The organism is Dialister pneumosintes (assembly GCF_001717505.1).
GTDB lineage: Bacteria > Bacillota > Negativicutes > Veillonellales > Dialisteraceae > Allisonella > Allisonella pneumosinta.
The window spans coordinates 504,026-519,489 of sequence record NZ_CP017037.1 but is presented as its reverse complement, the minus strand read 5'-3'; the positions used below and the strand labels follow the sequence as shown (position 1 = coordinate 519,489).

Genomic DNA, 15,464 nt, shown 5'->3' with positions numbered 1-15,464 from the left:
GCATAATGCTCCAAAGTTTAAATATTATCAATTTTGCTATTATTGACGATACTTTACTTGAGTTTGAAGAGGGGGTTGTCGTTTTTACGGGGGAAACTGGTGCCGGGAAATCTATTATTTTCGATGCATTAGCTGTTTTACTTGGACGTAGAGCTTCTGTAAATATGATACGAAGTGGGGCAGAGTTTTTTCGAGTAGAAGGTATATTTTCAATGACGGAAAAACTCGAAGAAGTGCTTAAAAGTCTGGATATTGATATAGATGAAAATCAATTAATTATTAGCCGCAAAATGAATACTAAAGGACGTGGAACTTGCATGATTAACGGTTCTTTATGTACTTTAAAGCAAATACAAAGCATTGGGAATGAATTGTTGATTTTGCACGAGCAGAATGATAACGAAATGCTTTTATCCGCTAATTCTTGCCAAATAATGATTGATGAATCTTCCAAAGAAATTCGTGATTTGTATAAAAATTATAGAAAAGAATATACCTCCTGGTATAATTTACGCAAACAATTATTGGAGTTTGAAACTAAAAAGCAGGAACATGAAAGAAGATTAGATATTTTACAATGGGAAATTAACAGAATTAAAGAAGCGGAAATAAAAAAAGAGGAAGACGAATATATAGATAAACAAATAAAAATCTTATCTAATCAAGAAAAAATTCGTGAAAAAATAGTAGATTCAATTTCTCTTATTCATGCAGAAAATGGTGTAATAGAACTATTATCTAAAGTTTTACGCAATTTAAATAGTATTTCTATGTATGATCAGGAGTTAAATGAAGTTATAGAATCTATACAATCAGCTTATTACACGATTGATGATCGGGGTTCTTTTTTAGAATCTTATCAAAATACTATAGAATACTCAGAAAAAGATTTAAATGAATTACAGTTGCGTGATGAGCTTTTAAATGATTTAAAACATAAATATGGACCTACTTTAGATGATGTTATAGATTATCTTAGAACTAAAGAAAACGAATATGCAGAACTTCATGATATGATTTTTAAGAGTGATTCTTTAAAAGAAAAGTTGAATACTCTTACTTCGCAATTAAAAGATAAAATCAAAAACATAAATGAAATAAGACTTTTATACGGAAATAAGCTATGCAATCAATTAACATCTATACTTCGTCAAATGGGAATGCAGAATGCCACTATTAAATTGTGTTTAATCCCTTCTAAAGAACCGACAGTAACCGGTGTTGATGAAATGGAGCTTTATTTTTCAGCAAATGAAGGAGAACCCCTTTTACCAATGAGAAAAATTGCTTCAGGAGGAGAAATATCTAGAATTGCATTAGCTGTTGAAGTAATTACAGCACCACTTTTTAAGACAAGAACTCTTGTTTTTGATGAAATTGATACAGGTATAAGTGGAGAGGCTGCTCTTCAAGTTGCAAAACAGATAAGTAAATTAGGAGAATCTGTACAAGTTCTTTGTATCACACATTTACCACAAACTGCCAGTATAGGTGACCAATATTATCACATTCAAAAAGAAGTAAAAAATGGACGTACATATACATTACCTACTCAGCGGACACATAAAGAACATCTTATGGATGTGGCACATTTAATTTCCGGAAAAGAAATTACAGAGACGTCTTTAGCCTCTGCCATTGAACTTGAACAATTATTAAAAAATAATAAATAAGCAAACTCTTTTGGAGAGGAGATTTTCTATGATTAAAGTTTTAGTAAATGGTGCTTGTGGACGTATGGGAAGTGAAGTGGTTAGAACACTGGAAGTAGAAAAAGATTTGCAATTAATAGCTGCTGTTGATCCGCAACACGCAGGAGGTAATTTGGGTATGCTTACTCGAACTAATTATAAAGATATACCTATTTATAAAAATCTGAATGAAGCATTAACTATCTGCGTACCAGATGTAGTTATTGATTTTACTACGCCTTCTATTATTAAAGAATCTGCAAAAACAGTTATCTCCAAAGGTATACATATGATAATTGGGACAACCGGATTAACTGTTGAGGACAGGGAAGAGTTATCTAATATGGTTGATATTACCGGAAGCCATGTTTTGATTGCACCTAACTTTTCTTTAGGTGCTGTTCTCTTAATAAAAGTCTCTGCAGAAATTGCAAAATATATGCCTAATACGGAAATTATTGAACTGCATCATAATCATAAGTATGATGCACCATCCGGTACAGCTAAACTTACCGCTGAAAAAATTGCAGAAGCACGTATTTTAACAGCAGAAAAAGATAATACTAAAGAAAGTCTTATCGGGGCTAGGGGTGGCAAATATCATGACATTACTATTCATAGTGTAAGATTGCCCGGATATGTAGCGCATCAAGAAGTGCTCTTTGGTGGACATGGAGAAACTCTTACAATTAAACATGATTCACTAGATAGGAAATCTTTTATGCCGGGAGTTATGTTGGCAGTGAAGAATATTTTTAAACATCCGGGACTCGTCTATGGGCTTGAAAATTATTTGGAGTAAATAAAAATGATACGACCTAATATAGCAATTTTAGGAGCAACAGGGGCTGTTGGTCAGGAATTTATAAAATTAATAGAAGAAAGAAATTTTCCTTTTAACCAATTAAAGTTATTAGCTTCTTCTCGTTCTGCCGGTGCAGAAATTACAGTAAAAGGGCAAAGTTACAAGGTAGAGGAAGCTACTTCAAATTCTTTTACTGATATAGATATTGCATTGTTTGCTGGAGGAAAAATTACTAAAACATTAGCACCTGAAGCGGTAAAACAAGGAGCTATTGTTATTGATAACTCCAGTGCGTTTAGAATGGATAAAAATGTCCCTTTAGTAATACCTGAAATTAATGCAGAAGATATTCATTGGCATAAAGGACTTATTGCAAATCCTAATTGTTCTACTATAATTATGCTTATGGCATTAAAACCTATCTATAATTTATCTCGTATTAATAGAATTATTGTAAGTACGTATCAAGCAGTATCAGGTGCCGGTAAACAAGCTATTGATGAATTAATACACGAATGTCAAGCATATCTTATGGGGGAGCAATATAAGCCACAAATATTGCCAAGTGCGTCTCTCCCCAAACATTACCCTATTGCATTTAATCTTATTCCTCAAATTGATGCATTTGTAGAAGAGGGATATACAAAAGAAGAAATGAAAATGGTAAATGAAACACATAAAATTCTTCATGATTTCCAAATAGGGATTACTGCTACAACTATTCGTGTACCGGTATTACGAAGTCATGCAGAATCTCTATATATAGAAACAGACAACATGCTTTCTATGCAACAAATAAAAGAAGCTTTGCAAAATTTTCCGGGAGTAGCAGTTATGGATAATCCTGAAGAAATGATTTATCCGATGCCAATTGATACCTCGAATAAAGATGAAATTATGGTAGGGCGTATTCGCCCTGATTTATATTGCAAAAATGGAATTAACCTTTGGGTTTCAGGCGATCAAATAAGAAAAGGTGCCGCATTAAATGCACTGCAAATTGCAGAGTATATACTTGCACATAATATGTTAAAAAATAAAAGGAGCATATAAAGTGAAAAAATTGGGGCGTATAATTACAGCTATGGTCACACCATTTAAAGATGATGGAACTATTGATTTTAATGCCATGGTTACTTTGGGAAAATATCTTATTTCACATGGTTCAGAAGGTCTATTAGTAGGTGGTACCACCGGTGAGGGGGCTACACTAAGCAAAGAAGAAAAATTACATTTATATGAATTTATGGTTAATGAATTTAGTTCCCAAGTTCCTATTATTGCTAATACAGGTGGTATTGACACAGTTTCTACTATTGAATTTACAAAAGAAGTGGCTAAGTTAGGGGTAGATGCTGTGTTAGTAATTTGTCCATTTTATGTAAAACCGACTCAAGAGGGGTTATATCAACATTTTAAATCTATTGCAAAAGCAGTAGATATTCCTATTCTTATTTATAATGTACCTGGACGAACTCGATCGGATATTAGCGTATTGACATTAAAACGTTTAGTTGAAGAATGTCCTAATATTATTGGTATAAAAGATGCTACAGGAGATTGGAATAGGGTGTCAGAAGAAAAAAGAGTACTTCCTGACGACTTCTTAATTTATAGTGGGGATGATTCCATGACTCTTCCGATTATTTCTATTGGAGGTGCTGGAGTAATTAGTGTTGCTAGCCATATAATAGGTAATGATTTGTTACAAATGATCGATGCATATCAAAATGGTAATACAGAATTAGCTAAGAAACTTCATCTTAAAATGTTTCCGATAATGGATGGGTTATTTTTTATAACAAGTCCAATTCCTGTAAAAACAGCTTTAAATTTATTGGGATTGCCGGGTGGAAAATTCCGACTTCCAATGGTGGAAGCTAATGAGGAAGAAACCGGTTATATTCGAAAATTGTTACTTGATTATAAATTGCTTTCTGAATAATTAAAAATAGAGAACTCACATGAGTTCTCTATTTTTAATTATAATGTCTATAAAGACCTATTACTTTTCCTAAAATTCTTACTTCTGCAGAACGGATAGGCTCATAATCATCATTTTCAGGCTGCAATCGAATATGATCTGCTTCTCTATAAAAAGTTTTAACGGTAGCTTCTTCTTCTCCTACTAATGCAACCACAATATCTCCATTATTAGCTGTATTTTGTTGTGCCACAACTAATAAATCATTTTCATAAATTCCCACATTAATCATGCTGTCTCCGCGAACAGTAAGAATAAAAGAATTCTGATTACCAATAAGTTCTGCAGGAAGGGGAAGAACCGTTTCAACTCTTTCTTCCGCAATAATAGGTTCTCCTGCACGCACCGCTCCAACAATAGGGGTCGGAATCATTTTCTTTTTCCGCCAAGACATATCTTCTGTAACTTCAATAGCTCTAGAGCTGGAAGGATCACGTTTGATAACACCCAGTTCTTCTAATCGAGCTAAATAACCATGTACTGTAGAAGTAGAACGCAGTCCTACTTCATTACATATTTCACGTACAGTAGGGGGAAATCCGTTTTCTCTGATTTTATTCTTTATACAAGTAAGAATAGACTGTTCTCTAGTAGTAAGAGAACGTTTTGTTCCTAATTTTTTATGTGGCACAACCGATATTCCTTTCAAAGCATAAATAAATTATAGATTTTAATAGATATTGTCTCATATTTTCTTTATTTTATTATAAAAGAAGACTAAAAAAAGTGCAAACACTCGTTCAGGAAAAATATTTTCGCCCTTGGTATTGACCGAACTAGTGTTCTTTTGATAAAATAAAGATATCAAAAGAACACTAGTTCGGGGATTGTATGTTCTAATACATGCAACAGGAGGAATACAATGAAAAAACGAAATCGTAAAATATTACTAACAATATTATGTGTTATATTATTAGCTATGTTTGGATATGCAGTAAATGCAGATATGATTTCTAATGAGCCATTATATACAACTGTAACAGTAGAGTATAATGATACATTATGGACTATTGCAGGAAGGCATATCTCTGATGATACTGACATTAGAAGTTATGTATTTGAGTTAGAAGAAGTTAATAATATTACTAATCCGGCTGCTTTAGTGCCTGGCCAAACCATTCGAGTTCCTATTATTAATAAATAAAAAACGCCATTATATGGTGTTTTTTATTTATTAAATATCATAGCAATAGGATTATTTACAAATAAATTAGCCTCGTTAATATAATGACGTACCATTTCTACAGATTTATGTCTAGTTTGCTTCATTATAATACGTTCTTCAATGCCATGAAGAGCTGCATAAGTTGCAAATCCATGTCGTAAACTGTGAGCACCATATAAATCTGTTTGCAATCCAATACGGCCAACATATTTTTTTACAATAAGATTAATTGATTTATCACTAATTGCAGTATTTCCTAATTTTCCTGATTTTAGTATTCTTCTAAATAAAGGACCAGAGGTATGCTTTATTTCTTGTAGCCATTTTTTTACTGCAAGTATAGCACACATATTGGTATCTTTAAGATATGGAATTCCTACTTTTTGCCCTTCGCCCATTTGATCAGTTTTTGATTGTTCGATGGTAACGATCATCCCTTGTGGATAAAAAGACAAGTCTTCTATTTGTAAATTTGATAATTCACTACGTCTAAATGCTCCCATAAATCCTAATAATAAAATAGCTTTATCTCTAATATCCGTTAAATTATCTGGATTCATGCTAGCAACCATTTGTTCAAGTTCTTCCCAATAAATAGCAGTTTTCCCTTTTTGTGCAATACCTTTTCGTCTACTTAACCCAACTAAAGTTTCTTTTACAATCCATTCTTTACAAGGATTTTTTACAACTGAACCTGCTGCATTATAATTCTCGGATATAGCACTAATTCGACGTCGTATAGTCGAATTTTTAGCATAATCTGCTAAATCATTAATATAATTTACAACAGTTTCTGCAGAAGCAGGGAAGGAGGATTGTTTATGATATTGACACCAATCACAAAAATCATTCCAATCCGACTCGTAAGAATTAATAGTACTTTCTGCTTTAGAATCTGCAAGTGATTGCAAACTTTTATCTGATAGCATACTTTGCTGATGTTTTTCTATAAAATTCCGTATATAAAAATGTTTATTTTTAGACAAATAATCAAACCTCCAATAAAATTTAATAAAATCTAAAATTATAGGTTTCAATAAAGGGGTTTAAATGAATTTTAAAAATTTTTATGATATTTTAGTCATATAAAAGTACAAAAGCTCTTAAACAAGGGATTTTGAGCAAATTTATATATTGAAAGCAAATAATATCTACAAAATTGTTTAAAATCAATACATTAGTTCCGATAACGTTAAATTATCGGAACTAATGTTGTTTATTCCATTATAACTAAAGTAATTACAAAAAATCAATCTTCTTATATTGGGAGGCTCTCTTTTAATAAAATAATAAGAGTAAGAGTTTGTAAATAATAAAAAGGATGTTTCTTTTATATTGATGAAACACGTCCTATTTAATATTTTAATAATATATTTTGTTTTTATACCATAAAAATAGTTCACCATATTTTAAAATATAAAAATAGTTTTTTATAAATTTAGGATAATATAAGAAGAAACAAATGTTCTTCTGTAAAACCGTTTCTTTAAAGGAACGAATGTTCTTTTATTATAATAAAAAACTACCAAAATATTTTAGTAGTTTTTAGATAAATTATCGATTAAACGCATATAATTTTTTTACTACACGATTTACTTCATAATTTAAACGTTCTACATCAATAGTAAGCATCTCCTTATGTACCATAAGAGGTTGTCCATTGATAATTACGGTATCTACATCTTGCGAATTCGCTGCATATACAGCAATAGAGATATCATTAAAATTGGGTTTCCAATGGAATCCTGAGCGATCTACTAAAATAATATCTGCTAACCACCCTTCTTTTAACTTTCCTAAATTAGAATAACCAAGACATTTAGCACCTTCATAGGTAGCCATATTTAATGCTTCTTTTGCAGTAACGGCTTTAGGCAAGTAAGAGGTTGCTTTATGAATAAGTGCGGCTAATCTCATTTCTGAAAACATATCCAATTTATTGTTACTGGAAGCACCATCTGTCCCTAATCCTAAAGTAATTCCTGCTTTGCGTATAGCAAGAACCGGTGCTATACCGGAAGCTAATTTTAAATTGCTTCCCGGATTATGAGCGATACACACTTTCTTTTCTGCCATAATACGAATATCTTGTTCAGTTATATGTACACAATGTGCTGCTAATGTAGGAATATCAAAAAGACCTATATCTTTCATTAGTTGTATAGGAGTTATTCCATATTCTTTTATGCAATTATTTACTTCAGTTTTTGTTTCAGCTAAATGTATATGAACAGGAATATCATATTTTTCACCAATTTCTCTTACTTTTTTTAGATAAGATGGTGGACAAGTATAGGGAGCATGAGGACCAAGCATAACTTGTATACGTCCATCACCTGCTCCGTTCCATGTTTTAAAAAGTTCTATATTTTCTTGTAAAGCTTGCTTACCATTCGGAGAGACACCTGCCAATCCTCTGGCAATATTCCCCCTTATTCCACATGATAAAGCGGCTTTTGCACATGCATTCATATACATATACATATCACAGAATGAAGTCGTTCCACCGCGAATCATTTCTGCGAAAGCAAGCATACTTCCCCAGTATACGATATCATCATCTAAATATTCTTCTGCCGGCCAAATTTTATTCTGAAGCCAATCCATAAGTTCCATATCATCGGCATAACTTCTAAACAAAGTCATTGCAACATGTGTGTGTGTATTGACTAGTCCGGGTAATGCTAAACAGTTTTTTCCAAAAATCACTTTATCATATATAGATTCAACAGGATTTGTCGGGAATCCTGTTATTTTATTATTTATAATCTCTATATTTTGATGCTCTTTTGTCTTCCCTTCATCACAAGAAATTGCAACGTTTTTGATTAACAATTTCATAATATACCTCTTTACTTTTTAATTAATGCATTTTCATATGTTGTAACCGTTTCGATATTAGGATGATAAATAACTCCACTTTCGGTAATAATAGCGGTAATTAAATGATGTGGCGTAATATCAAATGCCGGATTAAAAGTAGAAATTTCAGCCGGAGCAATCCATTCTGTTCCTATTTTTTTTATCTCATCATCAGATCTTTCTTCAATAATAATATAATCTCCTGAAGAAATATTAAAATCAAAAGTGGAAAAAGGTGCAGCTACATAAAAAGGAATTCTATGATAAGAAGCAGCAATAGCCAAAGCATAAGTTCCTATTTTATTGGCTGTATCTCCATTTTTAGCAATACGATCTGCTCCTACAATAATAGCATCTATCTCTTTTGATTTCATAACTAAAGCTGCCATATTATCACAAATAAGCTTACACGGAATATTTGCGGCTATTAATTCAGAAGCAGTTAATCGAGATCCTTGTAATATAGGACGTGTTTCATCAATATATACGCAATTTAATTGATCTCGATTAAATAATTCTGTAATAATTCCTAGAGCGGTTCCAACACCGGAAGTCGCTAAAGCACCTGTATTACAATGTGTTAAAATATGTAAATTTTTTTTATTAACAAATAAACCTGCTCCATGCATTGCGATTTTTTTACAAATAGATTGATCTTGTTGTTGCATATGCACTGCATATTCCAATGTTTTTCTATACATTTGCTTTTCCGGTATTACAAGGCAAAGTTCCAGCATTTGATTGACTGACCAAGATAAATTAACAGCCGTCGGGCGTGCATTAATAAAACAAGCTGCTGCCTCTTTAAGTGCTTTTTTCAAAACTTCTCCTGAAAGACCTTCTTTCAAAAATGATTTTACAGCAAGAACCATTCCATAAGAAGCAGCTACTCCGATAGCAGGTGCACCTCTAACTATAAGTTTTTGTATTGCCATTACTACTTGTTTATAATGAAAATATTTTCTATAAACAATTTTATGAGGAAGCATTGTTTGATCTAAAATCAATAAATTTTCATTTTCCCATTTTAATGACTGTAAGAATTGTGTCATAAATGAAAACCTCCAAATTCATCCAATGCGTGATGACAGGTGCAATCTAGTTGTACATTATAATTTTTAATAATCCAAGTAACAATTTTACGAAAAGAATGTATATTTTTTTCCATACAGTCAAAAACTTCCTTATGAGAAAGCATTTTTTGGTTAATTCCTGTCGAAAAATTAGTGACCATAGAAATAGTTGCATAACATATTTCAGCTTCTCGGGCTAACGAACATTCAGGAACATTTGTCATCCCTACTACATCTGCGCCCCATAATTGATATGCTTTGATTTCTGCCGCTGTTTCAAAACGTGGACCTTCTGTACAAATATAAGTTCCGGAAGGATGTATACTTATATCATTTTCTACACCGGCTTTTAAAATTGCGCGTCTTAATTGGTTACAATAGGGCTCTGACATATCTATATGTGTGACCCCATATCGTTCCCCATCAAAAAAAGTATGTTCTCTATGTTTTGTACAATCTATAAATTGATTAATGAGAACTAATTCTCCAGGCTTATAAGTAGGATTCATTGATCCTACTGCTGTAGTAGAAATAACAGAAGAAACATTCAACATTTTTAATGCATATATATTGGCACGATAATTAATTTTATGAGGTGGAATAGTATGTTTTACTCCATGTCTTGCAAGAAAAATTATTTCTTTATTTTCATATAATCCCTTTTGATAATGTGCTTTGCCATATGGAGTGTTAATACTTTTTTCTTCTATATTATGTAAAATCCCTACGTCATATACCCCTGTTCCCCCTATAAATGCCAATTTATTCATGCTCGTTTTTTCCTTTCCTTTCTATAATTTTTTCAATAGGAATCGTATATAAAGTGGAGCAATATTGACAAATAACTTCCACTGTTGTATCTTCTTTACTTATTTTTTCAAGTTCATATGTAGGAATTGAACAAACAGAGTTTATAATTTTTTCTTCTGAACATGTACATTGAAATGAAATTCTAAACTTTTTTATAAGTTCAAAATGGCCATTATAGATCAAATTATCAATAGTATTTGAAACGTAAGATTCAGAATCGGCAACAGAAACAAAACTATAAGGTTTAGAGAAATAATTGTTAAATTTAGAAGGATTTCCTTCAGGCATCAATTGAGCCAATAAAGAAAAAACTCTATCAATTTTATTGTCTTTGTCTCTTGTAACTGCAACCTGCAAATAGGATAATGTTTGATCAGATTCATTCAGATAAGATGTTAAACAAGTAGATACATCCGAACTACTTAATTGTATAGAACTTGTATAAGGTGTTCTTAGTAAAGAGTATCGTGTTACATAGAGTACACCATTTTTATTTAAAATATGATTATCTGTACCGGCATATTCAGGATGATCTATGTATCCTCTTAGATAATGGTCCCCATATGCATCTACATGAATGTTACCTAAAGAAGTATTTGTTTTCCATAGAAGAGAAATGCCTTCCTCATTTTTAAAATCTGTAGCTAAAACAACTGTTCCTGCAAAAAGTTTACCAAGAATGATTGTAGCAGATGTAGTTAAGTTATGTTTTGCCGCTGCTGTTAAAGTAGCTGTTGTAACATCAGCTATAGTGAGGCGAATATTATCTTTATTTAAATAATGAGAAATTTGATTTTTATCAATCATGATATACCTCAATGTTAAAATAAGTAAGACCCATATTGCCTGAAACTACAATAAGGGTCTTATCCTTTAAATTATCGAAGCGCATCTATAGCTGCTTTTCTATCTTTTTGACCAAATACTGCTGATCCGGCAACCAAAATATCAGCACCCGCTTTTATAATCTCTTTTACATTTTGAGAATTAACTCCTCCATCTACTTCAATAAGACAAGATAAGTTGTTCTCCATAATTAACTGACGAAGTGCAGATATTTTATCTAAAGTATATGTTATAAATTTTTGTCCGCCAAAGCCGGGATTTACTGACATAATTAATACATAATCTATAATAGGTAATAAACATTCTATATGTTGGATAGGTGTTCCCGGGTTAAGAACAATACCTGCTTTTATCCCTTTATCTTTTATCATATGAATAATCCTGTCCGCATGAGGAGCTACTTCCACATGAAAAGATAACATTTCTACTCCAGACTCTGCTAATACGTCAATATAGTTTTCTGGATTATAAACCATAAGATGTGCGTCAAAAACAAGTTGTGTATGTGCACGTAATGCTTTAATAATGGGAGCACCAAAAGTAAGGTTGGGTACAAAATGTCCATCCATAATATCTAAATGAACTAAATCAGCTCCTGCTTTTTCAATATCTTTTAATTCTTCTGCCAACTTGGAGAAATCAGCAGATAAAAGCGAAGGCGCAATTTTAATCATAAATACTCCTCCTAATATTTAACCATTCTATTATGTATTTCTGTTAAAATATCTTGATATGATTTATACCGAGTTTTCTGTATAATCCCTTCTTCCAGCGCTTTTAATATAGCACATGCAGGTTCTTTTAAGTGTAAACAATTATTAAATTTACATTTACCTAAATAAGGTCTAAATTCTCTAAACAAAAAATCTAATCCATCTGCTAAATCCGCATTTAAATCTAATGCAGTATAACCTGGTGTATCCATAAGATAATTAGTATTTGTTAATTTAATCAGTTCCGAATGACGAGTGGTATTTTTCCCTCTCCCGGTTTGTGAACTTACTTCCTGACAATTAAAATACTCTTTTCTAATGAGTAAGTTTAAAAGACTTGACTTTCCTACTCCGGAAGGACCGGAAAAAGAAATTACAGCCCCCCTTAATTTAGAATAAAGTATATCTATTCCTGTTTTTTGAATAGCAGAAACAATAATAGAGTCATAGCCTGCCTTTTTATATATAGACGATATTTCTTCTGCTTTAACTATATTTAAATCCGCTTTATTGATGCAAATTAATACCGGAATTCGAAAAGCCTCGGCAGCGATTAGCATTTTATCAATAACAAATAAACTTGGATTAGGATTTGTAACTGCTATAGTTAATATGAATTGATCAATGTTTGCAACAGGTGGACGACTTAATACATTCTTACGTGGATATACAGATACAATACTGGGAGTATGTTCTTTATCAAAATCATATTCGACCCAGTCTCCCACTAAAATATTTCCTTGTCGTTTTGTTTTTCCACGAGAACGGCTTATAATTTGAGAGTTATTTTCTGTTGCTATCGTAAAATAGCCATTTTGATTTTTAAGAATAAGTCCTTTCATACTCACAACTCTCTATCTTGAATAACGGATCCGTCAACAACTACTTGTACTCGAACACTTCCTACTCCGGAAACATCTTTTACAATATTACTCCCCGGTACGGTAGCTTCATTATATACTTGATGTTTTCCTGTATCATCAGTTACATAAATTTCAAGTTTTTTAGATTCACCGGTTTTAGGTAAAGTGATATTGACGGTTCCTTTTTTTATATTAGATAGTTGTTTTTTATCTTTTCCTATAACTAAATTTACAATGCCGTTTGAATGATTATTAGCAATCGGATCTTGTGATGTAACAAGCGCTTTAGGATCTGTTAATGAAACTCCTTCAGATACCGTAATTTGACCTACTGTTAATTTACTATCTGTAAGAACTTTCTTTGCTTCTTCTATTGGTAGACCGACTACATTGGGTACTTTTATCTGTTTTGTGTTAATAACAATATTAATTAAAGTATCCGCATCCACTCTTGAGGATGGCAATGGCATCTGTGTAAGAATAATATTTTCAGGTTGTGTAGAATCATTTCCTTCTTGTACATTTCCCAATGTTAAATGTAATTTTGTCAACCGTTCTTTTGCTTGTTCAATAGTCAACCCTTTCAAATCAGGAACTAAAATAACGGTTCCTCCTTTGCTAACTGTTAAATGAATAATACGTTGTTCTTTTACTTTAGAATTAGCTGATGGAGTTTGAGAGATAACTTCTCCAATAGGAACATCATTACTGGCAATTTCATCAATAGATACCTTTAATTCTTTTTTTCTTAGTATTTGTTCTGCAACTTCTACCGGTTTTCCAACTACATTAGGCACTTCTACTTCTTTATTACTCCAAAAGTTTCCAAAACTGAAAAATGCCCATGCAAATGCTACAATGAAAAGCAAAACCATCGAAGCTAAAATATATTTTTGTGGAAGGTTGGATATAAATCGAGAAAATTTACTTTCCGTATCACATTTTTCTATACGACGTGTTTTTGACGTTACTGTTTTCGATATAGTTCCAAAATCTCGTTCTACAGCTTTAAAAGCAGAAGAGGTTGTAAATCCTTGTGCAATTTTTAATTCTGATATAAAATCTTGTATATTATCATACCTTCTTGTAGGATTTCTTTGTAACGCTGTCAATAAACATTCTTCCAACATAGGAGAAATAGCAGGATTATAACGTGTTGGACGCGGAATTTCTTCCTGCATATGTTTTAATGCAATGCTTACTGCAGTTTCTCCATCAAAAGGCAAATGATTGGTAAGCATTTCATATAAAACAATACCTAAAGAGTAAATATCTGTTTTGGCATTTAATTTATCCCCTGCTGCTTGTTCCGGGGATAAATAATGAACGGAACCTAGTACAGCTTCTCTAGTCATTATTGTAGAAGAGTTTACTGCACGAGCAATACCAAAGTCTGTAACTTTTACTTTATGATTCGGTGTCAAAAGAATATTTTGTGGTTTGATATCACAATGAATAATTCCGTTATCATGTGCTTCTGCTAAAGCATTTCCAATTTCTATAGTGATTTTTACAGCCATATCAATCGGAATATGTGGATGTTCTTTTATATATTCTTTAAGTGTTTTCCCTTGTACATATTCCATGACTATATAATGACTTCCTTCACAGCAGCCTACATCATAAATACCTACGATATTGGGATGACTAAGTTTACCTGCAGATTGTGCTTCACGTCTAAATTTAGCAATAAATTCACTGTCCTCTGCAAAAGCAGTATGTAAGATTTTAATTGCAACTAATCTATCAAGTAAAAGGTCTCTTGCCTGATAGACATCTGCCATACCGCCAGTACCTATTTTCTTTTCTAATTGATAGCGTTCATCCAGTATTCTATTATTCATAGTTTACTCCATTTTCCAATGATTCATCGCATGCTAATATAACAGAAACATTATCTTCAGCACCAGCTTTATAAGTCATATCAATCAATTCATTCATACAAGCTTTTAGATTAAATTTTTTTATAATTTTATGTTTTTTCATACAATTATTTATTGATTGATCTGTAACCATACTAGTGAGCCCATCAGAACAAAGTAACATAACTGAGTTTATATCAAAAGTAAGATGCCCTTTATCTACAACAAGTTCCGGTTTTATACCGACAGCTCTGGTAATTTCATTTTGTCTGGGATGCTTTTTCATTTCGGAAAAATTAATTTTTCCCTCTTTGAATAAATGCATCACAAAAGAATGATCTTCTGTGATTTGTGTAATAGATTCTATTTTGTTGTTAAAAATATATAAACGACTATCCCCTACGTGAGCCCAATATAAAACATTTCCATGAATCACAACCACAATTAATGTTGTACCCATAGAAGACAATGTCATTGCTTGCTTTTTATGTTTTAGAACTTCTTGATTTGCAAACTGAATAGCATTTGTTAATACCTGCTCATTTATTGCATGAAGTTCATATTTTGTTAAAAAGCTTTTGACAGCATTAACAGCTAATTGACTAGCCGTTTCTCCTCCATCATATCCGCCCATACCATCAGCAAGAATATAACAAGAATTTTTAAAAATTGAGATGCTATCTTCATTATTTTTCCGGATGAGTCCGGTTTTTGATATGCCATAATTAGTAATCATAGATTTTATATTGTTAAAAACTTACACAAAATAAATAAATTTTCTTTATTTTAT

The 15,464-nt window shown here is 32.0% G+C and carries 15 protein-coding genes; 5 read left to right on the top strand and 10 right to left on the bottom strand.

Annotated elements, in window-relative coordinates; genetic code table 11:
* Positions 1-5 precede the first annotated feature (5 nt).
* The 4 genes from recN to dapA are packed head-to-tail and all read left to right on the top strand — an operon-like array spanning position 6 to position 4,441.
* Positions 6-1,673, top strand: a complete 1,668-nt coding sequence (gene recN / locus BCB69_RS02590) for a DNA repair protein RecN (protein WP_069176936.1) — start codon at positions 6-8, stop codon at positions 1,671-1,673.
* Positions 1,674-1,701: 28 nt separating this feature from the next.
* Positions 1,702-2,493 (top strand): 4-hydroxy-tetrahydrodipicolinate reductase, encoded by a 792-nt coding sequence (dapB, locus tag BCB69_RS02585; RefSeq protein ID WP_069176935.1) that lies wholly within the window; start codon positions 1,702-1,704, stop codon positions 2,491-2,493.
* 6 nt (positions 2,494-2,499) lie between these two features.
* The gene (locus tag BCB69_RS02580; RefSeq protein ID WP_069176934.1) at positions 2,500-3,549 is read left to right on the top strand and encodes an aspartate-semialdehyde dehydrogenase; all 1,050 of its coding nucleotides are present in this window, start codon (positions 2,500-2,502) and stop codon (positions 3,547-3,549) included.
* Between the two features lies 1 nt (position 3,550).
* The gene (gene dapA / locus BCB69_RS02575; protein WP_022513425.1) at positions 3,551-4,441 is read left to right on the top strand and encodes a 4-hydroxy-tetrahydrodipicolinate synthase; all 891 of its coding nucleotides are present in this window, start codon (positions 3,551-3,553) and stop codon (positions 4,439-4,441) included.
* Positions 4,442-4,475: 34 nt separating this feature from the next.
* Here the strand turns inward: dapA and lexA are convergent, their stop codons facing one another.
* The gene (gene lexA / locus BCB69_RS02570) at positions 4,476-5,111 is read right to left on the bottom strand and encodes a transcriptional repressor LexA (RefSeq protein WP_022513426.1); all 636 of its coding nucleotides are present in this window, start codon (positions 5,109-5,111) and stop codon (positions 4,476-4,478) included.
* Positions 5,112-5,342: 231 nt separating this feature from the next.
* Here lexA and BCB69_RS02565 point away from each other — a divergent pair, with 231 nt between their 5' ends.
* Positions 5,343-5,624: a LysM peptidoglycan-binding domain-containing protein gene (locus BCB69_RS02565; protein WP_022513427.1), complete on the top strand. Its 282-nt coding sequence runs from the start codon at positions 5,343-5,345 to the stop codon at positions 5,622-5,624.
* A 23-nt stretch (positions 5,625-5,647) separates the two neighbouring features.
* Here BCB69_RS02565 and BCB69_RS02560 read toward each other — a convergent pair whose 3' ends face one another.
* The 9 genes from BCB69_RS02560 to BCB69_RS02520 form a co-directional block, all read right to left on the bottom strand.
* Positions 5,648-6,574 (bottom strand): site-specific integrase, encoded by a 927-nt coding sequence (locus tag BCB69_RS02560; protein ID WP_083990055.1) that lies wholly within the window; start codon positions 6,572-6,574, stop codon positions 5,648-5,650.
* 625 nt (positions 6,575-7,199) lie between these two features.
* Complete coding sequence (locus BCB69_RS02555; protein ID WP_069176932.1) at positions 7,200-8,486, bottom strand: amidohydrolase; 1,287 nt, start codon at positions 8,484-8,486, stop codon at positions 7,200-7,202.
* A gap of 11 nt (positions 8,487-8,497) precedes the next feature.
* Positions 8,498-9,559 carry an S-methyl-5-thioribose-1-phosphate isomerase gene (mtnA, locus tag BCB69_RS02550; protein WP_069176931.1) on the bottom strand — a complete coding sequence of 354 codons (1,062 nt, stop codon included), beginning with the start codon at positions 9,557-9,559 and terminating at the stop codon, positions 8,498-8,500.
* Positions 9,556-10,350, bottom strand: coding sequence for an S-methyl-5'-thioadenosine phosphorylase (mtnP, locus tag BCB69_RS02545; protein ID WP_069176930.1), 795 nt, complete (start codon positions 10,348-10,350; stop codon positions 9,556-9,558). The genes mtnA and mtnP overlap by 4 nt, the downstream gene beginning before the upstream one ends.
* On the bottom strand, positions 10,343-11,197 hold the full coding sequence (locus BCB69_RS02540) for an Hsp33 family molecular chaperone HslO (protein ID WP_069176929.1): 855 nt from the start codon (positions 11,195-11,197) through the stop codon (positions 10,343-10,345). Before BCB69_RS02540 ends, mtnP begins: the two co-directional genes overlap by 8 nt.
* A 71-nt stretch (positions 11,198-11,268) precedes the next feature.
* Positions 11,269-11,910, bottom strand: a complete 642-nt coding sequence (gene rpe, locus BCB69_RS02535) for a ribulose-phosphate 3-epimerase (RefSeq protein ID WP_022513063.1) — start codon at positions 11,908-11,910, stop codon at positions 11,269-11,271.
* A gap of 11 nt (positions 11,911-11,921) precedes the next feature.
* Complete coding sequence (gene rsgA / locus BCB69_RS02530) at positions 11,922-12,791, bottom strand: ribosome small subunit-dependent GTPase A (RefSeq protein WP_022513062.1); 870 nt, start codon at positions 12,789-12,791, stop codon at positions 11,922-11,924.
* Between the two features lie 2 nt (positions 12,792-12,793).
* Positions 12,794-14,656, bottom strand: a complete 1,863-nt coding sequence (gene pknB / locus BCB69_RS02525) for a Stk1 family PASTA domain-containing Ser/Thr kinase (protein WP_069176928.1) — start codon at positions 14,654-14,656, stop codon at positions 12,794-12,796.
* Positions 14,649-15,410 carry a Stp1/IreP family PP2C-type Ser/Thr phosphatase gene (locus BCB69_RS02520; RefSeq protein WP_069176927.1) on the bottom strand — a complete coding sequence of 254 codons (762 nt, stop codon included), beginning with the start codon at positions 15,408-15,410 and terminating at the stop codon, positions 14,649-14,651. The genes pknB and BCB69_RS02520 overlap by 8 nt, the downstream gene beginning before the upstream one ends.
* Positions 15,411-15,464: the final 54 nt, after the last annotated feature.